The following is a 17910-nucleotide window of genomic DNA, read 5'->3' as shown; positions in this document are numbered from 1 at the left end:
TGGCGGCTTGCCGCCTGAAGGGGACGTGATGAGCTCGAAATTCTCTGCCAAATTGGCGACGTGGCTCGCGGCAGGCGCCGTGGTTGCCATGAGCCTCGCGACGCCGGCCTCGGCCGACACCAAGCCCAAGCGCTATGACGATCGCGGCCGGCATTATTACGGACCGAGCGGCCCCAACACCGTCTATCAGCAGGGCCGCACCCGCCTCTATGTGAGCAAACGCTCCTGGCTCGACGGCGGCACCGAGGTCAATCCGGGCGACCGCAAGTTCTCCGACTATGCGTTTCCGCCGGAGAACGGTCTCCCGACATTCGCGCGCGAGAACAACACCCGTCCAATCGATCGCCAGCCGCTCAGCACCCCGTCGGATGTTGGCGGGTACCCGCGGAATTTCCCGCTGTACTGAGGCGGAATTATCGACCTGAATCAAAATGGCCGGGCTCGCGCCCGGCCATTTTTGTTTGTCGTGTAGCCCGGATTTCGCGAAGCGCTCCGGGCTACGACCCTAAGCGTGCAGCTTCTGCAACTCCTTCAAGATCGCTTCGCCCATCTGGGTGGTCGAGGCGGCAATGGTGCCGTCCGACTTGATGTCGGCGGTGCGCAGGCCGCTGGCCAGCACGGCCGCGATCGCGGCATCGACCTTGTCGGCGAGATCACCCATGTCGAAGGAATAGCGCAGCGCCATGCCGAAGGACGAGATCATCGCGATCGGATTGGCGAGACCCTGGCCTGCGATATCGGGCGCCGAGCCGTGCACGGGCTCGTACAGCGCCTTGCGCTTCTTGCTCTTGACATCGACCTCGCCGAGCGAGGCCGAGGGCAGCATGCCGAGCGAACCCGTCAGCATGGCGGCGATGTCGGACAGCATATCGCCGAACAGATTGTCGGTGACGATGACGTCGAACTGCTTCGGCGCCTTCACCAGCATCATGCCGCCGGAATCGGCGAGCTGGTGCTCGAGCGTCACGTCGGCATATTCGCGCTTGTGGACCTGGGTCATGACCTCGTTCCAGAGCACGCCCGACTTCATGACGTTGCGCTTCTCCATCGACGTCACCTTGTTCTTGCGCTTCCTGGCAAGCTCGAAGGCGACGCGGCCGATGCGCTCGATCTCATAGGTGTCGTAGACCTGGGTATCGATGGCACGCTTCTGGCCGTTGCCGAGATCGGTGATGGTCTTGGGCTCGCCGAAATAGACGCCGCCGGTGAGCTCGCGCACGATGACGATGTCGAGACCCTCGACCGCCTCGCGCTTCAGGCTCGAGGCATCCGCCAGCGCCGGATAGCACACCGCCGGCCGGAGGTTGGCGAACAGGGCGAGATCCTTGCGCAGGCGCAGCAGGCCGGCTTCGGGGCGCACCTCGTAGGGCACGGCATCCCATTTCGGGCCGCCGACCGCGCCGAAGATGATGGCGTCGGCGGCAAGCGCCTTGGCCATGTCGCCTTCCGAGATCGACACCTTGTGCGCGTCATAGGCCGAACCGCCGACCAGGCCGGTGTCGGTCTCGAACCTGGCGATCCCGGCCGAATTGAGCCAGTCGACCAGCCGCTTCACCTCGCCCATCACTTCGGGGCCGATACCGTCGCCGGGGAGCAGCAGCAGCTTGTGGGTCGCCATGACGTTCTTCCTCCGTTTCGTCATGCCCGGCACAAGGCCGGGCATGACGGCGCTCTTGAATTTCGGCCGGAGTGCTAGAGCGGCGTTGCGCGCTTGGCAAGACACCATTGCCGCCTCGCGGCTGTGCAAGGCAGGCAGGGCCTGCCACACTGCGCATGCCGGAGTACCCCTTGCCCGCCCAAGACTGTTTTGCTCAAGACCGCCGCCCTCCACCCGACGCCCATCCCGCGCGGCTGATCCTGACCCTGTCGCTGGCTGCGACGGTCGGGCTCGGCATCGGCCGCTTTGCCTATGCCCTGGTGCTGCCGGACATGCGGGAAGACCTCGGCTGGTCCTACTCGGCCGCCGGTTTCATGAACACCATCAACGCCGTCGGCTATCTCGTGGGCGCGCTTGTGGCATCCCGGCTGATCCAGCGCGTCGGCTGGGCGGCCGCGATCCGCGGCGGAACCCTGGCCTGCGTCGCCGCCCTTGCGACTTGCGCGCTGACCGGGAATTTCGTTGCATTGAGCCTGGCGCGCCTCGTGCTCGGCTTCGGTGCCGCCGCCGGTTTCGTCGCCGGAGGCGCGCTGGCCGCTTCGATCGCGCAATCGCGCCCGCAGCGGGCCAATTTCCTCCTCAGCCTGTTCTATGCCGGGCCGGGCATCGGCATTCTCGCATCGGGCCTGATCGCCCCGTTCACGCTTCAATATTTCGGGCCGGGCTCGTGGTGGATCGTGTGGTGGGCGCTGACGCTGCTGTCCGTCGTGATGACCGTGCCGCTGTTCCTGGTCCGCATCGAGAGCGGGGTGCGTTTCTCGCAAGGCGGCCAAGCCGCCTTCGCGATTGTGCCCGTACTGATCTATCTCGCCGGCTACTTCCTGTTCGGCGCGGGCTACATCGCCTACATGACCTTCATGATCGCCTATGTGCGCGACGGCGGCGGCGGCCCCGCGGCGCAGGCGGCGTTCTGGAGCCTGATCGGTCTCAGCGCCTTCGTCACGCCGTGGGCCTGGCGCGGCGTGCTCGCGCTCGATCGCGGCGGACTTGCCACCGCCATCATCCTCGGCACCAACGCGCTCGGCGCCGCCCTGCCGATGCTCGGGCATTCGCCGGCATGGCTCGCGGTCTCCGCCGTCGTGTTCGGCGTCGCCTTCTTCGCCGTGGTCGGCTCGACCACCGCCTTCGTGCGCTTCAACTATCCGCCGGAGGTGTGGCCGACCGCAATCGCGGCGATGACGATCTCGTTCGGCGTCGGCCAGACGCTCGGCCCGATCGTGGTCGGCGCGATCACGGATGCGCTGGGGAGCTTGAGTTACGCGCTGAATGTGTCGGCGGCACTGCTGGCGTTGGGTGCGATTGCGGCGCTGTGCCAGCGCAAGGTGGGGCCGAAGGGCTCGGTGCCGTAGGACAGCGTGACTAGCTCCCGCTAAACGAATTATACCCCTGGTCCTCCCAATAACCGCCCTTGTAGTCGTTGGTGACTTCCATCGACACGACGTATTTCGGGTTCTTGAAGCCGAGCTTGGTCGGCACGCGGATCTTCATCGGGAAGCCGTAGGCGCGCGGCAAGATCTCGTTGGCGTATTTGAACGTCATCTGGCTCTGCGGATGCAGCGCGGTACGCATGTCGAGCGGAGAATTGTAGCCGTCCTTGTCGGCGCACTGGAACCAGACGTACTTTGCGCGCGTGTCGGCACCGATCAGCTTGAGGAAGTCGCGCAACGGCGTGCCGGTCCAGCTGCCGATCGCGCTCCAGCCCTCGACACAAATGTGACGGGTGATCTGCGTGACCTGCGGCAGCTTGTACAACTCCGGAAGCGTCCACGACTTCTTGTTGTCGACGAGGCCGCGGACTTCGAGCTTCCAGTCGGCGCCGTCGACATCCGGCGCGTCGTCGAGATCGTAATAGGCGTTGAACGGAAACGGCTTGGTGATCGCGCTCTCGGGGAATGTCGGCGCCAGCGCGTCGGGATTGAAGATGAAATCCTGCACAGCGTCGTTGAATTTCGAAACCCTCTTGAGCATCTCCTCGGCGGAGGACGAGTCGATCACGTCGCAGCCGGTGAGCAGCGTCAGCGCCCCCAAGCTGGCGCCGCCCGCGATGAAGCGGCGACGGCTGACATCAGGCATCGTCTTGAGGGAGTCCTTGATCAGCAGCCGCTTGTCGACGCCGGGGATCAGGAATGAGCGTTTTGCCATGGTTCTTGCTCCGCTCAACGGCCGATGATCATCGCGCGCAGGCTCTTCGGCACCAACAGCGCGAGCACAACGTGAATGACGAGGAAGGCGCAGATCGCGGCCATGCAGAAGAAATGGATGTAGCGCGCGGTCGGATAGTCGCCGAACAGCATGACCAGCCAATGCAGTTGCACCGGCTTCCACATCGACAGACCCGACAGCACGATCAGCACGCCGACCACGATGATGCCGGCATAGAGCACGCGCTGGACGTAATTGTAGACGGTGAGATCGGCATGGCCGAGCTTGAAGGTCAGCGCCGCCCTGACATCGTGAAGCACGCCGGACGGGGTGATCGGCAGCAGTTTCTTGCGGAAGCGGCCGGTGGCGAAACCGGTGACGAGATAGGCGAGGCCGTTGATCATCAACAGCCACATCGCCGCAAAATGCCAAAGCAGGCCGCCGGCGAGCCAGCCGCCGAGCGTGTAGTCGCGGGGAAAGGTGAAGCCGAACAGCGGCGAGGCGTTGTAGATCTGCCAACCCGACAGGATCATCAGAATCATGGCGAGGGCGTTGATCCAGTGCATGACCCGGACCCAGGCCGGCTGGATTACTTTGGCCGGGGCGGCGCTGACCTGCTCATCGGTGACTGTGAGGCTCGACATGATGGTTCCGTCCTGAACATCGTCTGACAGCAATTATACGCCGATGCTTCCGCTTTCGTTACGCCCTGTCCGACATCGAATCGATACCGGCGAGCTATCGAGGTCACAATAAAGCGAGCCGGGTATCCCCGGCTCGCTTTTTCGTCGCATCCGGTTCGGGGATGAAGCCGGACCGCGCGGGGTTACGTCGCGGGCATCAGCACGGTATCGACTACATGAATCACGCCGTTGGACTGGTTGACGTTGCTGATCGTCACCATCGAGGTGCCGCCCTTGGCATCGACGATCCAGACCTTGCCGTCCTGCTTCTTCACCGTCAGTTCCTCGCCTTCGGCGGTCTTCATCTTCTTGCCGTCGGTGAGGTCGGAGGCCTCGAGCTTGCCGGGCACGACATGGTAGGTCAGGATCTTGGTCAGAGTCGGCTTGTTCTCAGGCTTGACCAGAGTGTCGACGGTGCCGGCCGGCAGCTTGCCGAAGGCGGCGTTGGTCGGCGCGAACACTGTGAACGGGCCCTTGCCTTCCAGTGTCGGCACCAGGCCGGCCGCCTTCACCGCCGCCACCAGCGTGGTGTGGTCCTTCGAGTTGACGGCGTTCTGGACGATGTTCTTGGACGGGAACATCGCGGCGCCGCCGACCATGACGGTCTTTTCCTCGGCGCGGGCGGGCGCGACGACGGTCGCGGTGATGGCCAGGGTGCTGAACGCGGCGGCAGCGAGATAGGCAATACGCTTCGACATGGAGAGTCTCCCGATTGGATGGTGACCGGCATCGGCCGGCGTTCGAGTTGGGCAACAACAGTGGCTGCGAACCTGTGAGCGTGAAGCAGCAGCGCCGTCGTTGGCTCAAACTACGGGAGGGTTTGCGATGGGGTTTCGAACAATAATTTATCGTGATGCGTGAAACTATGTGGGAGATGCTTCGTGGGGTGCATCAACCCGTCATTGCGAGGAGCAAAGCGACGAAGCAATCCAGACTGCTACCGCGCACGCATTTCTGGATCGCTTCGCTTTGCTCGCAATGACGCGAGCGGCTCTACGTCCTGCTAATCCCTGTTGTGCGGCGTCTGGATAAACCCGCGATTATGCGTCGGGCTGATCAGCAGCTCGTTGATGCACACCCGCGCCGGCATGCTCGCGATGAACGCGATGGTGCGGCCCAGATCTTCGGATTGCAGCATCTTCGCCTGCTCGGCCTCGCTCGGCACCACCGGGCGCAGCTTCAGGATCGGGGTCGCCACCTCGCCCGGCATCAGGCAGCAGGCACGCAGGCCGTTGACGCATTCGTCCATGTTGAAGGAATGGGTCAGCGCCAGCACGGCGTGTTTGGTGGTGGTGTAGGCCGGGCCCGGCATTTTCGAGACGTGGCGGCCGGCCCAGGACGAGACGTTGATGATGGCGCCGTCCTGCTGCTTGCGCATCGTCGGCAGCACCGCGCGCATGCAATAGAGCACGCCGTTGAGATTGACCTGGACCAGTTGGTCCCAGCCCTCCAGTTCCATGTCCTTCCAGCTCCGCTTGGGGACATTGATACCGGCATTGTTCACGAGCAGGTCGATCCGGCCGTGCTTCGCGACGATTTGATCGGCCGCCTTCTGGGCTTCGGAGGCGACCGACACGTCCAGCGCGATCGCCTCGGCCGCCCCGCCGTCCCCGGCGATCTTCGCAACCACGCTATCCAGGGCGTCCTTGCGGCGGCCCGAGACCACGACGATCCAGCCGTCGGCCGCGAGCGCCTCGGCACCGGCTTCCCCGATCCCGCTGCCCCCGCCCGTGACCCAGGCCACGCGTTTCCCGTTTTTGGTCATGCAAACTGTCTCCGTTGCTTCATTGGGGCGGTTTTTGCTAATCCAGCCCTCGGTTTTGACCGGCCTTGTCTGACGAGCCTTGTCGTACAAGTTCCTGCGGTCGAGGAAATCTTGCATGAACCCAGCTGCCAACGCCAACCTGTTTTCCCGCCTGTTCGACGGCCTGGACGATCCGAAGCGCCTTGCGATCGAGACGCATGACGGAGGGCGCATCAGCTATGGCGATCTGATCGCGCGGGCCGGTCAAATGGCGAATGGGCTGGTCGCGCGCGGCGTGAAGCCCGGCGATCGCGTTGCGGTGCAGGTCGAGAAATCCGTGGCCAACATCGTGCTGTACCTGGCCACGGTGCGGGCCGGCGCGGTCTATCTGCCGCTCAACTCCGCCTATACGCTGAACGAGCTCGACTACTTCATCGGCGATGCCGAGCCCTCGCTGGTGGTCTGCGATCCCTCCAAGGCGGAGGGCCTTGCCCCGATCGCCGCCAAGGTGAGGGCAAAAGTCGAGACGCTCGGGCCGAACGGCAAGGGCTCGCTGACAGAGGCCGCCGACAAGGCGAGCAGCGAATTCGCCACGGTGTCGCGTGCAAACGACGATCTCGCCGCGATCCTCTACACGTCGGGCACCACCGGCCGCTCCAAGGGCGCGATGCTGACCCATGACAATCTGGCATCGAACTCGCTCGCGCTCGTCGGCTACTGGGGCTTCACCGACAAGGACGTGCTGATCCACGCGCTGCCGATCTACCACACCCACGGCCTGTTCGTGGCCACCAACGTGACGCTGTTCGCGCGCGCGTCGATGATCTTCCTGCCAAAACTCGACCCGGATCTGATCATCAAGCTGATGGCGCGTGCCACGGTGCTGATGGGCGTGCCGACCTTCTATACCCGCCTGCTCCAGAACGCCGGGCTATCGCGCGAAACCACAAAACACATGCGGCTGTTCATCTCGGGCTCGGCGCCGCTGCTGGCCGAAACCCATCGCGAATGGTCGGCGCGCACGGGGCACGCGGTGCTCGAGCGCTACGGCATGACCGAGACCAACATGAATACGTCGAATCCCTATGACGGCGAGCGCGTGCCCGGCGCGGTCGGCTTTCCCCTCCCCGGCGTCTCCGTGCGCGTCACAGATCCCGAGACGGCCAAGGAACTGCCGCGTGAAGAAATCGGCATGATCGAGGTCAAGGGCCCGAACGTGTTCAAAGGCTATTGGCGCATGCCGGAGAAGACCAAGGCGGAATTCCGCGACGACGGCTTCTTCATCACCGGCGACCTCGGCAAGATCGACGCCAAGGGCTATGTCCACATTCTCGGCCGCGGCAAGGATCTCGTGATCTCCGGCGGCTTCAACGTCTACCCCAAGGAAATCGAGAGCGAGATCGACGCCATGCCCGGCGTGATCGAATCAGCCGTGATTGGCGTGCCCCATGCCGATTTCGGCGAGGGCGTCACGGCCGTGCTGGTCTGCAACAAGGGCGCCGATGTGAGCGAGGCGGCGGTGCTGAAGGCGCTCGACGGCCGGCTGGCAAAGTTCAAGATGCCCAAGCGCGTCTTTGTCGTCGACGAGCTGCCGCGCAACACCATGGGCAAGGTGCAGAAGAATATTTTGCGGGATACGTACAAGGATCTGTACGCGAAGAAATAGGGGCGCAATCGCTCCGGGCTGGGGGACATGAACCGAGAGCAAGCAAAAAAGATACACAAACACCTGCTCGATGCTGCCGCGGCATTCCGCCGAGCTGAGGCCGCGATCGTCGATGTTGGCGATGACGGCAGAAAGCTGTTTGCAGAACCGCTTGTAACGGCGGTTTTCCATTTGCAGTTCAAGCTTCTGCGACTGATCTACAAAAGATACCCTGACCTGGAGCCGCCGCTACCGCCGGCAACAATCGACAGCACAGTTCGCTGGGAGGAAGTCTCGCTGCCGCCGTCGGTGCTGGAGACCGATATCGATCGAATCATTTTCTCCGTGATGAAACCTCGCTGGCAGAAGGTGGCGATGGTCCTTTACTGCGCGGCGGAGAAGGTCGAGGAGGGAGAGCTAGGCGCACCTATCGAATATGAAGTGTTCGCGGCCCGCATTCAGGCGTTGGTCGAGGCCGACCTCCTGGATGCGCAAGGTGATCTCCGGGTGTGGACTCGGAGCGAAGTGAGATTGAAGGACCGGTCGGTTAACTAGCGCCCACCAGGCTCAACACAAACCGGCTGCCGACAATGAAGAGATAACACCCGAACGCCACCTCCAGCGTCCGCTTCGACATCGCGTGCGCGGCTCTCACGCCGAGTGGTGCGGTGACGAGGCTCATCGGCATCACCAGGACGGCGCCGATCAGCGAGACGTAGCCGAGCGCGAACGGGACCTGCAACGCTGCGACCGCTGGATAGCTCGCTGCGGCCGGCCAGCCGGCATAGATGTAGCCAAGCGCGCCCGGGATCGAGATCAAGACCGCGAGTGCCGATGAGGTCGCCACTGCCTGATGGATCGGCCGGCCGTAGAACGTCATCAGCAGGTTCGAGAACAGGCCGCCGCCGATGCCCATCAACGTCGACAGAATGCCGACGCAGAAGCCGTAGATTCGCATCAGCGGACCCTTCGGCAAGTCATCTCCGAGCTTCCAGCTCTCGCGCGCGAAGATCAGCCGTACCGCGGCCGACCAGGCGACGGCGACGAACACGATCTTGAACAGCCGCTCCGGCGCGTAGCGCGCGACCACGCTGCCTGCGATGACACCGATTACGATCGGTAGCCGCCAGACGCGAAGGATGGGGATGTCGACGGCGCCGCGCTTGTAATGCGCCTGGAACGAACGGATCGAGGTCGGGATGATCACGGCCAGCGATGTGCCGATGCAGAGCGGCATACGCACTTCCAGTGGCACGCCTGCGATGCGGAAGCATTCATAAAACACCGGCACCAGAATCGCGCCGCCGCCGATGCCGAACACGCCGGCCAGAAATCCCGAGACCGCGCCCGTTGCGATCAGCAGCAGCGCGAGTTCGACGATCTCCTTGATATCGAGACCTGCAATCACCCCTGACCTGCCCCCCGCAACTCGTCGCAACGTCTCCGAAGCATGCGCCCGGACATGGTTGCGCGGAAAGCTGTAAGCGATCTGGTTTGCGCGGTCGACACATCGCATTTGCGGGCTGGGGTGGAATGCAGGCTGCGCATATCCAGCAGATGCCCCAAAAATGGTGAAGCGGCAGCTTGCAGACCGGGTCGGGAGGTCAGCTGGCACACGCCATCGGAAGTTTGGACGGATGGTCCGTTTAGAGGTGTTCCAACAGCGATTTCAATGACGATGGACGGGAAGCACGAAGAAATGAATAACTATTCTATATTTGGTCCGTGGGCCAGCGCTCTGGTATACCAGGCACCGGATTGGCCTTGTTTCATCAACGCCATAGCGCTGAACGCCGGTTCGATTGATGGCGAATTGGTGATTGCGCAGGTCAAATCGACTCCGTAAATAGAGCCGACCTTCCGCGATCCCCGCGCGCCCATGCTGGGCCGCAATAAAGCAATCGAAGCCCATGACCGCACGGATCGAACGACCGCTTTCTCCCCACATGCAAGTCTACCGCTGGACGCTGACGATGGCCCTTTCCATCGTCCATCGCGCCACCGGCATCGCCCTTTACGCCGGGACGCTGCTACTGGTCTGGTGGCTGGTCGCCGCAGCCTCCGGCCACGCCGCCTACGCCACCGTCCAGGCGTTCACCGGCAGCATCATCGGCCGGCTGATCGTGTTCGGCTACACCTGGGCGCTGATGCACCATACGTTGAGCGGCCTCCGGCACCTGGTGTGGGATCTCGGTTACGGCTTCAAGGCCAATGAGCGCGAAGCGCTGACCTGGGGCGCGCTGATCGGCGGCATCGTGCTGACGGTGCTGATCTGGATCATCGCCTACGCGATCGGAGGTGTACGATGAGCGCAGCCAACACCCCGAAGCGCAGCATGCGCACCCCACTTGGGCGCGTCCGCAATCTCGGCGCCGCACATTCCGGCACCTCCGATTTCTGGCGCCAGCGCATCACCGCCGTCGCGATGACCCTGCTGATGCTGCCGGTGATTGTCGTCGTGATGATGACGCTCGGCAGCAACCAGGCCGGCGCCAAGGTGATCCTCGGCTCGCTGCCGATAGCGGTGATCATGCTGCTCTTCATCGTCGCCAGCGTCTGGCACATGAAGATCGGCATGCAGGTCGTGATCGAGGACTACATCCATAACGAGAAGCTGAAGCTCATCTCGGTCATGCTCAACAATTTCTTCTCGATCGCTGTGGCGTTCGCCTCGACCTACGCGATCCTGAAACTTTCCTCCGGAGTGTAACCCATGGCCACAGGAACGAATGGCAAGGGCAACGGCGCTCCCGCCACCAACGGAAAAGCCTATCCGATCGAAGACCACACCTATGACGTCGTCGTGGTCGGCGCCGGCGGCGCGGGCTTGCGCGCCGTGGTCGGCTGCGGCGAAGCCGGCCTCCGCACGGCCTGCATCACCAAAGTGTTTCCGACCCGCTCGCATACGGTCGCGGCGCAAGGCGGCATCTCGGCTTCGCTCGGCAACATGCACAAGGACGACTGGCGCTGGCACATGTACGACACCGTGAAGGGGTCGGACTGGCTGGGCGACCAGGACGCGATCGAATACATGGTGCGCAACGCGCCCGAGGCGGTCTACGAGCTCGAGCACTGGGGCGTGCCGTTCTCGCGCACCGAAGACGGCAAGATCTACCAGCGCCCGTTCGGCGGCATGACCTTGGACTACGGCAAAGGCCAGGCGCAGCGCACCTGCGCCGCCGCCGACCGCACCGGTCACGCCATGCTGCACACGATGTACGGCCAGTCGCTGCGTCACGCGGCCGAGTTCTTCATCGAGTTCTTCGCCATCGACCTGATCATGGACGACCAGGGCACCTGCCGCGGCGTCGTCGCGATCAAGCTCGAGGACGGCACGCTGCACCGCTTCCGGGCCCAGACGGTGATTCTCGCGACCGGCGGCTATGGCCGCGCCTATGCCTCCTGCACCTCGGCGCACACCTGCACCGGCGACGGCGGCGGCATGGTGCTGCGCGCCGGCCTGCCGATGCAGGACATGGAATTCGTGCAGTTCCACCCGACCGGCATCTACGGCTCGGGCTGTCTCGTGACCGAAGGCGCGCGCGGCGAAGGCGGCTATCTCGTCAACTCCGAAGGCGAGCGTTTCATGGAGCGTTATGCGCCGTCGGCGAAGGACCTCGCCTCACGCGACGTCGTCTCGCGCGCGATGACCATCGAGATTCGCGAAGGCCGCGGCGTCGGCAAGAAGAAGGACCACATCTTTCTTCATCTCGACCACCTCGATCCCGCGGTGCTCGCCGAGCGCCTGCCGGGCATCTCCGAATCGGCAAAGATCTTCGCCAATGTCGACGTGACGCGCGAGCCGATCCCGATCGTGCCGACCGTGCACTACAACATGGGCGGCATCCCCACCAATTATCACGGCGAAGTGCTGACCAAGAAGGACGGCGACGACAACGCCATCATCCCCGGTCTGATGGCGATCGGCGAAGCGGCCTGCGTCTCCGTGCACGGCGCCAACCGCCTCGGCTCGAACTCACTAATCGACCTGGTCGTGTTTGGCCGCGCCGCCGCGCTGCGGCTGGCCGAAAAGCTCACGCCCAACGCCAAGCAGCCCGAACTGCCGGCGAATTCGGCCGATCTCGCGCTCGGTCGCCTCGACCATTACCGCTACGCCTCCGGTGGTACGCCGACCGCAAAACTGCGCGAAGGCATGCAGCATGTGATGCAGAACAATTGCGCAGTGTTCCGCACCGGCGACATCCTGAGCGAAGGTCAGAATCTGATCGAGAAGGTCCACAGCGGCATCACCGACATCGCCGTGTCCGACCGCTCGCTGGTGTGGAATTCCGACCTGATCGAGACGCTCGAATTCGACAATCTGATCTCGCAGGCGGTGGTGACGATGAACTCGGCCGCCAACCGCACCGAGAGCCGTGGCGCGCATGCTCGCGAGGACTTTTCCGACCGCGACGACAAGAACTGGATGAAGCACACGCTGGCCTGGCTGGAAGACTCCGGCAAGGTCAAGATCGAGTACCGCCCGGTTCACGACTACACCATGACCAACGACGTCCAGTACATCCCGCCCAAAGCTCGCGTTTACTAAGCGGCGCGCGTGTATTGATCGAACAGCGAAGGCCTTGATCGAAATGGTTGAATTCGCACTTCCGAAGAACTCGAAAATCACCGGCGGCAAGTCCTGGCCGAAGCCCGCGGGCGCGACCGAAACGCGCGAATTCCGCGTCTATCGCTGGAACCCGGACGACGGCAAAAATCCGAGCGTCGACACTTATTACGTCGACACCCATGATTGCGGTCCGATGGTGCTGGACGGCCTGATCTGGATCAAGAACCATATCGACCCGTCGCTGACCTTCCGCCGCTCCTGCCGCGAAGGCGTCTGCGGCTCCTGCGCGATGAACATCGACGGCCAGAACACGCTGGCCTGCACCCGCTCGATGCACGACGTGAAGGACGGCGCGGTGAAGATCAATCCGCTGCCGCACCAGCCGGTGGTGAAGGACCTGGTCCCCGACCTCACCAATTTCTACGCGCAATATGCGTCGATCGAGCCGTGGCTGAAGACGACCTCGCCGACGCCGCAGAAGGAATGGAAGCAGAGCCACGAGGACCGCGAGAAGCTCGACGGCCTCTACGAGTGCATCCTCTGCGCCTGCTGCTCGACCTCGTGCCCGAGCTATTGGTGGAACAGCGAGCGCTATCTCGGTCCCGCCGCGCTGCTCCAGGCCAACCGCTGGGTGTCCGATTCACGGGATGAGGCCACCGGCGAGCGCCTCGACGATCTCGAGGATCCGTTCCGCCTCTACCGCTGCCACACCATCATGAACTGCGCCAAGGCATGCCCGAAGGGCCTCAACCCGGCGGAAGCCATCGCCGAGCTCAAGCTCAAGCTGGTCGAGCGCCAGATCTAGGCGTCATTCATGCTGCGATGCCCGGCCGAAACGGCCGGGGCATTTTCTATGGCGGGCGCCTGTTGGAGTAGATTTCTCCTCCGCTCCGTGAGCGAGCGCACCGGCGAATTGCAACCTCCGGTTATCGCCACAAGCCGCTTCCTTCCCGGCGTAAAATTCAAGTAAGCTCTCCGGTGGGGGACCGGAGCGACCGTGCAGGGCGCGCAACGCAATTCGCTGAGACTGTTGCAGTGGATGATGGGCGCATCCCTGGCGCTCCCGATTGCGTTGTTCGCGATCGCATCCTCGATCTCCTACACCTCGACACACGACATCGCCGACCGCGAGATCGAGCGCACCCTCGATGTCGCACATGAGCACGCACTCAAGGTGTTCGAGACGATCGACCGCAGCCTCGCCGAGCTCAACGAGGTGGTGCGCGGCCTGCCCGACGACGTCATCCGCTCGCGCGAACCGGCCCTGCACCGCCGCCTGAAGCAGCTGACCAATGCGCTGCCGCAGCTCAAATCGGCCTGGATATTCGATGCGGACGGAAAGTCGCTGGTCAACAGCCTTGCCTCGCCGCCGCCGGAGCAGAGCTTTGCGGACCGCGACTATTTCTATGCCCATGTCGACCAGACCATCGGCACATTCATCGGCGCCTCGCTGACGCCGCGCGCGCCCTATCAGGGTGCGCGCTTCTTCGGGGTTAGCCGCCGCCGTGACTCCGACGACGGCGGTTTCATGGGCGTGATCCAGGCCTCCGTCCTGCCGGAATATTTCGAGAGCTTCTATGCCAGGATCGGCTCCGATCCCGGCAGCTTCTTCGCGATGGGACGCACCGACGGGGTGGTGCTGGCGCATCTTCCGCGGCTCGACCGCGAGCTTCGGCTCGATCCCAACGGACCGGTCGGCCGGAACATCGCAGCTCACCCCGAGCACGGCCTCATCACCGTCGCATGGCCTTCGGACGGGATCGAGCGCCGCATCGGTTACCGGCGCGTCGCCGAATATCCGATCTATGTCAGCGCGGGGCTCGAGACCTCGGCCATCCGCGCGCGCTGGTTCGCCACCATGGGCCAGCATCTGGTGTTCGGCGTTCCCGCCACCGCGCTGCTGTTCCTGCTGCTGGCGTTGGCGATCCGGCGCACCCAGCATCTCCAGGCCGAGGCCGCAGCGCGGCGTGAAGCCGAGGAGGCGCTCAAGCACAGCCAGCGCCTGGAGGCGCTCGGGCAGCTCACCGGGGGCGTCGCGCACGATTTCAACAACCTCCTGACCGTGATCCGCGCCTCCGTCGACCTGTTGAACCGGCCGCAACTGAGCGAGGAGCGGCGCCAGCGCTACATCACCGCCATCGCGGACGCGGTCGCACGCGCGGCCAAACTGACATCGCAGCTGCTCGCGTTTGCGCGGCGCCAGACCTTGAAGCCTGAGGTGTTCGACGTCGGCGCGCGGATGCAGTCGCTGCACGACATGCTCGCGACGCTGCTCGGACCCGCGATCGAAATCGCGATGCGGCTGCCGGCCGAGCCCTGCCTCGTCAATGCCGATGCAAGCCAGTTCGAGACTGCGCTGATCAACATGGCGACCAATGCGCGCGATGCCATGCACGGCAAGGGCAGGATCGTTTTCAACGTCGAGACCGTGACGACGATTGCGAAGACGCGGGCTCCCGTCTCGGGCAGCCATCACCGAACAGGCACCCATGATCTTCCAGGTCATCTGGGCTTCGTTAGCATTGCCGTCAGCGACACTGGCATCGGCATTCCGGCTGCGCGGCTCGAGCGCATCTTCGAGCCGTTCTTCACCACCAAGCAGGTCGGGCACGGCACCGGTCTCGGACTGTCGCAGGTGTTCGGCTTCGCCCGGCAGTCCGGCGGCGAGGTGACGGTCACCAGCGAGGTGGGCCAAGGCAGCACCTTCTCGCTCTATCTGCCGCGCGTGGCGCCGCACCTGCTGCCGCAGCGGCAGGCACCGAACACGGCCCCGGCAGTGGCCGGCAGCGGCATGTCGGTGCTGCTGGTCGAGGACAATATCGAGCTCGCCAATTTCGCCGCCGACGGCCTCACCGAACTCGGCTACAGCATCACGCTGGTCGACAATGCAACCGATGCGCTCGCCGAGCTGGTCATGGACGCCGATCGCTTCGATGTCGTTTTCTCGGACATCGTGATGTCGGGCATGACCGGGCTCGATCTCGCGCAGGCGATCCGCGACCGCGGCATCGGCGTGCCGGTCGTGCTGACGACCGGCTACAGCGAGGCACTGTCCCAGGACGGCAATTTCGAGCTCGTGCAAAAGCCCTACGCAATCGATCAGCTGTCGCGCATCCTGCATCGGGTCGCCCGGCTCCGCCGGGTGCGTGGCGGCGCTGCCGAATGATCCGGCACATGGAATCAGGACAAGATGATGAAGATGGTCAAGAAGGCGGCGTGAGGCGTAGCTCGGACGGTGCGCAGCGCAATCCGGGAAAGCCCGTACAGACGTCTTCCGCCGTTGGAGTCCCCGGCAAAACCGGCTATGCATGCGCCGCTTGCAACGAGGACTCTGACTTGACGACCGACAATGCCCCTTCGTCCGCGCCATTCGGCGCGTTTGCGCCGAATCCGGCGCAGGCCGCGATCATCGGCCTCGCACAACGCTCGGGGCTGAAGCGCGGCGCATTCCGGCCCTGGATGTCGCGGCTGGTCAATTTGCTGCGCGGTGGTCCGGTCGACGTGACGTATCAGGGCGCATCGTTCCGGTTCTATCACCAGGGCAGCGCGACCGAGCGCGGTGCGCTGTTCAATCCCGGCTACAATCTCGACGAGCTCGACTTCCTGCGCCAGCACACCCCAGCGGGCGGCGTGTTCGTCGACCTCGGCGCCAATGTCGGCACTTTTGCGCTGGTGATGGCGCAGCAGGTCGGGCCATCAGGGAAAGTGGTCGCAATCGAACCGCATCCGATGACGTTTGGGCGGCTCTCATTCAACCAGGCCGCATCGAAAGCGACGCAGGTGCGCCTGGTGCAGGCTGCCGCAGGCGACAGCGACGGCGAGCTCATGATCGAGAGCGGCGGCGGCAATCTCGGCGCCACGCATGTCGTCACCGGCACCGCCAGCGCGGAGGCCATCAAGGTCCCGTCGCTGCGGCTGACGCGCATTCTCGACGAGGCCGGCGTCACGAAGGTGGACGCGTTGAAGATCGACGTCGAGGGCTTCGAGGACCGCGTGCTGATCGGTTTCTTCCGCGACGCGCCGCAATCACTATGGCCGCGCGCGGTGGTGATCGAACATCTGTCACAAAAGGAATGGCAGCAGGACTGTATTGCCGACATGACCGCGCGCGGCTTTGCCGTTGCGCGCAAGACGCGGAGCAATACGTTCCTGTCGCGCTGACGACGAACGACGGAGGTTGCGATGATCGACCATATGGGCTTTTCGGTCTCCGACTATGAGCGCGCCAAGGCGTTCTACGCCAAAGCGCTGGCGCCGCTCGGCTACAGCCTGATCATGGAGGTCACGCAGGAGCAGACCGGCCACGATCCGGCCGCCGGCTTCGGCGCCGACGGCAAGCCGGATTTCTGGATCGGCGGCGAGGGCGCGCTGAACAAGCCGGTGCATGTCGCGATCAGGGCCAAGGACCGCTCCGCGGTGGACGCGTTCTACAAAGCGGCCTTGGCCGCCGGCGGCCGCGACAATGGACCACCCGGCATTCGGGCGCATTATCATCCGGACTATTACGGCGCGTTCGTGCTCGATCCCGACGGACACAATATCGAGGCGGTTTGCCACGCGCCGGAATAGATAAGTTCCGTCTTTCGGCCGGAACCTCGTTCCGGGCCCGCCGTTGTCGTCTCTTGCAACAGGGAGCACGATATGGCCAACGACAATGCCCGCGACGTTGACCGCGATTTGGACCGCGATTTGAACCGCGCCTGGGATCTGATGAAGACGATCGGATTCGCGATGCTGGTGACGCGCGACGGCGACAAGCTCCGGGCGCGGCCGATGAGCGCCTATCTCGATCGCAACGCGAACACGATTTATTTCCTCACCGACGCGCGGCGTCACAAGGACGAGGAGATCGCGCGTCACCCGTCCATCAACCTGTCGTTCGCGGATGCCGGCAGCCAGAAGTACGTTTCACTGACAGGCACCGCAATCGTCTCCAACGACCGTGCGAAGATCAAGGAGCTGTTCTCGACGCCGGCCAAGGCGTGGTGGGACTCTGCCGAAGATCCGAACATCCGCGTGCTCAAGGTCACGCCTGATGATGCCGAGTTCTGGGACTCGCCCGGCACCGTGATCTCTTATGTGAAGATGGCGGCTGCGGCGGTGACAAACACGCGGCCCGATATCGACGATAACCGCAAGGTCTCGATGTAATGCCGATCGAGCCGCCCGAGATTCCGCCGTCGACACCCGGCACGCCCGCCGAGCCGCCGCCGGGGATTCCGCCCGGTAATCCGCAGCCCGAAATCGCGCCGCCGGTGCGCGAGCCCGGCTCGCCAGCGCCGCCCGACGAATTGCCGGGCCGCATGCCTGAAGAGATTCCATCGCGCGGACCGAACGGCCCGCTCACACCGAATCCCGCGAAGGACGCAAGTCCGCCGCGGGATCGCGTTTGAGACCGAGCATCAGGTCTGAGGCAATTGCAACCTGCGCCTGAATGCGCAATGAACGTCACTTATAGTGCGGTGATTT

At 64.0% G+C, this 17910-nt stretch carries 19 protein-coding genes; 13 read left to right on the top strand and 6 right to left on the bottom strand.

The window, feature by feature from the left end; all coding sequences use genetic code 11:
* Positions 1 to 28 precede the first annotated feature (28 nt).
* Complete coding sequence (locus ABIB00_RS28030) at positions 29 to 406, top strand: hypothetical protein (protein WP_247344536.1); 378 nt, start codon at positions 29 to 31, stop codon at positions 404 to 406.
* Positions 407 to 505: 99 nt separating this feature from the next.
* Here the strand turns inward: ABIB00_RS28030 and leuB are convergent, their stop codons facing one another.
* Positions 506 to 1618: a 3-isopropylmalate dehydrogenase gene (leuB, locus tag ABIB00_RS28025; protein ID WP_354106584.1), complete on the bottom strand. Its 1113-nt coding sequence runs from the start codon at positions 1616 to 1618 to the stop codon at positions 506 to 508.
* Positions 1619 to 1773: 155 nt separating this feature from the next.
* Between leuB and ABIB00_RS28020 the strand changes: the two genes are divergently transcribed.
* Positions 1774 to 3006, top strand: coding sequence for a YbfB/YjiJ family MFS transporter (locus ABIB00_RS28020; protein WP_354106583.1), 1233 nt, complete (start codon positions 1774 to 1776; stop codon positions 3004 to 3006).
* Positions 3007 to 3016: 10 nt separating this feature from the next.
* Here the strand turns inward: ABIB00_RS28020 and ABIB00_RS28015 are convergent, their stop codons facing one another.
* From ABIB00_RS28015 to ABIB00_RS28000, 4 genes are all read right to left on the bottom strand, one after another.
* On the bottom strand, positions 3017 to 3799 hold the full coding sequence (locus tag ABIB00_RS28015; protein ID WP_354106582.1) for a molybdopterin-dependent oxidoreductase: 783 nt from the start codon (positions 3797 to 3799) through the stop codon (positions 3017 to 3019).
* A 14-nt stretch (positions 3800 to 3813) separates the two neighbouring features.
* Positions 3814 to 4443: a cytochrome b/b6 domain-containing protein gene (locus tag ABIB00_RS28010; RefSeq protein ID WP_354106581.1), complete on the bottom strand. Its 630-nt coding sequence runs from the start codon at positions 4441 to 4443 to the stop codon at positions 3814 to 3816.
* 182 nt (positions 4444 to 4625) lie between these two features.
* Positions 4626 to 5180: a fasciclin domain-containing protein gene (locus ABIB00_RS28005; RefSeq protein ID WP_354106580.1), complete on the bottom strand. Its 555-nt coding sequence runs from the start codon at positions 5178 to 5180 to the stop codon at positions 4626 to 4628.
* A gap of 305 nt (positions 5181 to 5485) precedes the next feature.
* Positions 5486 to 6247, bottom strand: coding sequence for an SDR family oxidoreductase (locus ABIB00_RS28000; protein ID WP_354106579.1), 762 nt, complete (start codon positions 6245 to 6247; stop codon positions 5486 to 5488).
* Between the two features lie 115 nt (positions 6248 to 6362).
* Between ABIB00_RS28000 and ABIB00_RS27995 the strand changes: the two genes are divergently transcribed.
* Both ABIB00_RS27995 and ABIB00_RS27990 read left to right on the top strand, forming a co-directional pair.
* The gene (locus ABIB00_RS27995; protein ID WP_354106578.1) at positions 6363 to 7892 is read left to right on the top strand and encodes a malonate--CoA ligase; all 1530 of its coding nucleotides are present in this window, start codon (positions 6363 to 6365) and stop codon (positions 7890 to 7892) included.
* 27 nt (positions 7893 to 7919) lie between these two features.
* Positions 7920 to 8426, top strand: a complete 507-nt coding sequence (locus ABIB00_RS27990; protein WP_247444121.1) for a hypothetical protein — start codon at positions 7920 to 7922, stop codon at positions 8424 to 8426.
* Here ABIB00_RS27990 and ABIB00_RS27985 read toward each other — a convergent pair.
* A complete protein-coding gene (locus ABIB00_RS27985) occupies positions 8419 to 9279 on the bottom strand; it encodes a sulfite exporter TauE/SafE family protein (protein WP_354106577.1) in 861 nt (286 codons plus the stop codon). The two genes, ABIB00_RS27990 and ABIB00_RS27985, sit on opposite strands and share 8 nt — an antisense overlap.
* Positions 9280 to 9781: 502 nt before the next feature.
* Between ABIB00_RS27985 and sdhC the strand changes: the two genes are divergently transcribed.
* The 9 genes from sdhC to ABIB00_RS27940 all read left to right on the top strand — a co-directional run bounded on the left by sdhC (position 9782) and on the right by ABIB00_RS27940 (position 17834).
* Complete coding sequence (gene sdhC / locus ABIB00_RS27980) at positions 9782 to 10180, top strand: succinate dehydrogenase, cytochrome b556 subunit (protein ID WP_354106576.1); 399 nt, start codon at positions 9782 to 9784, stop codon at positions 10178 to 10180.
* Positions 10177 to 10581, top strand: a complete 405-nt coding sequence (gene sdhD, locus ABIB00_RS27975) for a succinate dehydrogenase, hydrophobic membrane anchor protein (protein ID WP_354106575.1) — start codon at positions 10177 to 10179, stop codon at positions 10579 to 10581. The genes sdhC and sdhD overlap by 4 nt, the downstream gene beginning before the upstream one ends.
* Before the next feature lie 3 nt (positions 10582 to 10584).
* Positions 10585 to 12420, top strand: coding sequence for a succinate dehydrogenase flavoprotein subunit (gene sdhA, locus ABIB00_RS27970; RefSeq protein WP_247444126.1), 1836 nt, complete (start codon positions 10585 to 10587; stop codon positions 12418 to 12420).
* Between the two features lie 43 nt (positions 12421 to 12463).
* Entirely contained in the window at positions 12464 to 13246 is a 783-nt protein-coding gene (locus tag ABIB00_RS27965; protein ID WP_247444127.1) for a succinate dehydrogenase iron-sulfur subunit, read from the top strand.
* Between the two features lie 192 nt (positions 13247 to 13438).
* On the top strand, positions 13439 to 15607 hold the full coding sequence (locus ABIB00_RS27960) for a hybrid sensor histidine kinase/response regulator family protein (RefSeq protein WP_354106574.1): 2169 nt from the start codon (positions 13439 to 13441) through the stop codon (positions 15605 to 15607).
* A 170-nt stretch (positions 15608 to 15777) separates the two neighbouring features.
* Positions 15778 to 16602 carry an FkbM family methyltransferase gene (locus tag ABIB00_RS27955; RefSeq protein ID WP_354106573.1) on the top strand — a complete coding sequence of 275 codons (825 nt, stop codon included), beginning with the start codon at positions 15778 to 15780 and terminating at the stop codon, positions 16600 to 16602.
* A gap of 21 nt (positions 16603 to 16623) precedes the next feature.
* Positions 16624 to 17010, top strand: coding sequence for a VOC family protein (locus ABIB00_RS27950; RefSeq protein ID WP_354106572.1), 387 nt, complete (start codon positions 16624 to 16626; stop codon positions 17008 to 17010).
* A gap of 72 nt (positions 17011 to 17082) precedes the next feature.
* Complete coding sequence (locus ABIB00_RS27945; RefSeq protein WP_354106571.1) at positions 17083 to 17592, top strand: pyridoxamine 5'-phosphate oxidase family protein; 510 nt, start codon at positions 17083 to 17085, stop codon at positions 17590 to 17592.
* Entirely contained in the window at positions 17592 to 17834 is a 243-nt protein-coding gene (locus ABIB00_RS27940) for a hypothetical protein (protein ID WP_247344586.1), read from the top strand. The genes ABIB00_RS27945 and ABIB00_RS27940 overlap by 1 nt, the downstream gene beginning before the upstream one ends.
* The last annotated feature ends 76 nt before the right edge of the window (positions 17835 to 17910 follow it).

Origin of the sequence: Bradyrhizobium sp. LB14.3 (assembly GCF_040547985.1) — a bacterium.
Taxonomy (GTDB): domain Bacteria; phylum Pseudomonadota; class Alphaproteobacteria; order Rhizobiales; family Xanthobacteraceae; genus Bradyrhizobium.
This window is presented reverse-complemented; position numbering and strand designations above follow the sequence as displayed.

What these genes read in the sequence shown, in the direction of transcription:
- ABIB00_RS27965 (WP_247444127.1), top strand. Translation starts at nt 12,464, where the DNA reads ATGGTTGAATTCGCACTTCCGAAGAACTCGAAAATCACCGGCGGCAAG.
- ABIB00_RS27990 (WP_247444121.1), top strand. Translation starts at nt 7,920, where the DNA reads ATGAACCGAGAGCAAGCAAAAAAGATACACAAACACCTGCTCGATGCT.
- leuB (WP_354106584.1), bottom strand. Translation starts at nt 1,618, where the DNA reads ATGGCGACCCACAAGCTGCTGCTGCTCCCCGGCGACGGTATCGGCCCC.
- sdhD (WP_354106575.1), top strand. Translation starts at nt 10,177, where the DNA reads ATGAGCGCAGCCAACACCCCGAAGCGCAGCATGCGCACCCCACTTGGG.
- sdhA (WP_247444126.1), top strand. Translation starts at nt 10,585, where the DNA reads ATGGCCACAGGAACGAATGGCAAGGGCAACGGCGCTCCCGCCACCAAC.
- ABIB00_RS27940 (WP_247344586.1), top strand. Translation starts at nt 17,592, where the DNA reads ATGCCGATCGAGCCGCCCGAGATTCCGCCGTCGACACCCGGCACGCCC.
- ABIB00_RS27945 (WP_354106571.1), top strand. Translation starts at nt 17,083, where the DNA reads ATGGCCAACGACAATGCCCGCGACGTTGACCGCGATTTGGACCGCGAT.
- ABIB00_RS28030 (WP_247344536.1), top strand. Translation starts at nt 29, where the DNA reads ATGAGCTCGAAATTCTCTGCCAAATTGGCGACGTGGCTCGCGGCAGGC.
- ABIB00_RS27950 (WP_354106572.1), top strand. Translation starts at nt 16,624, where the DNA reads ATGATCGACCATATGGGCTTTTCGGTCTCCGACTATGAGCGCGCCAAG.
- ABIB00_RS28015 (WP_354106582.1), bottom strand. Translation starts at nt 3,799, where the DNA reads ATGGCAAAACGCTCATTCCTGATCCCCGGCGTCGACAAGCGGCTGCTG.
- ABIB00_RS28020 (WP_354106583.1), top strand. Translation starts at nt 1,774, where the DNA reads ATGCCGGAGTACCCCTTGCCCGCCCAAGACTGTTTTGCTCAAGACCGC.
- ABIB00_RS28005 (WP_354106580.1), bottom strand. Translation starts at nt 5,180, where the DNA reads ATGTCGAAGCGTATTGCCTATCTCGCTGCCGCCGCGTTCAGCACCCTG.
- ABIB00_RS28010 (WP_354106581.1), bottom strand. Translation starts at nt 4,443, where the DNA reads ATGTCGAGCCTCACAGTCACCGATGAGCAGGTCAGCGCCGCCCCGGCC.
- ABIB00_RS27995 (WP_354106578.1), top strand. Translation starts at nt 6,363, where the DNA reads ATGAACCCAGCTGCCAACGCCAACCTGTTTTCCCGCCTGTTCGACGGC.
- ABIB00_RS28000 (WP_354106579.1), bottom strand. Translation starts at nt 6,247, where the DNA reads ATGACCAAAAACGGGAAACGCGTGGCCTGGGTCACGGGCGGGGGCAGC.
- sdhC (WP_354106576.1), top strand. Translation starts at nt 9,782, where the DNA reads ATGACCGCACGGATCGAACGACCGCTTTCTCCCCACATGCAAGTCTAC.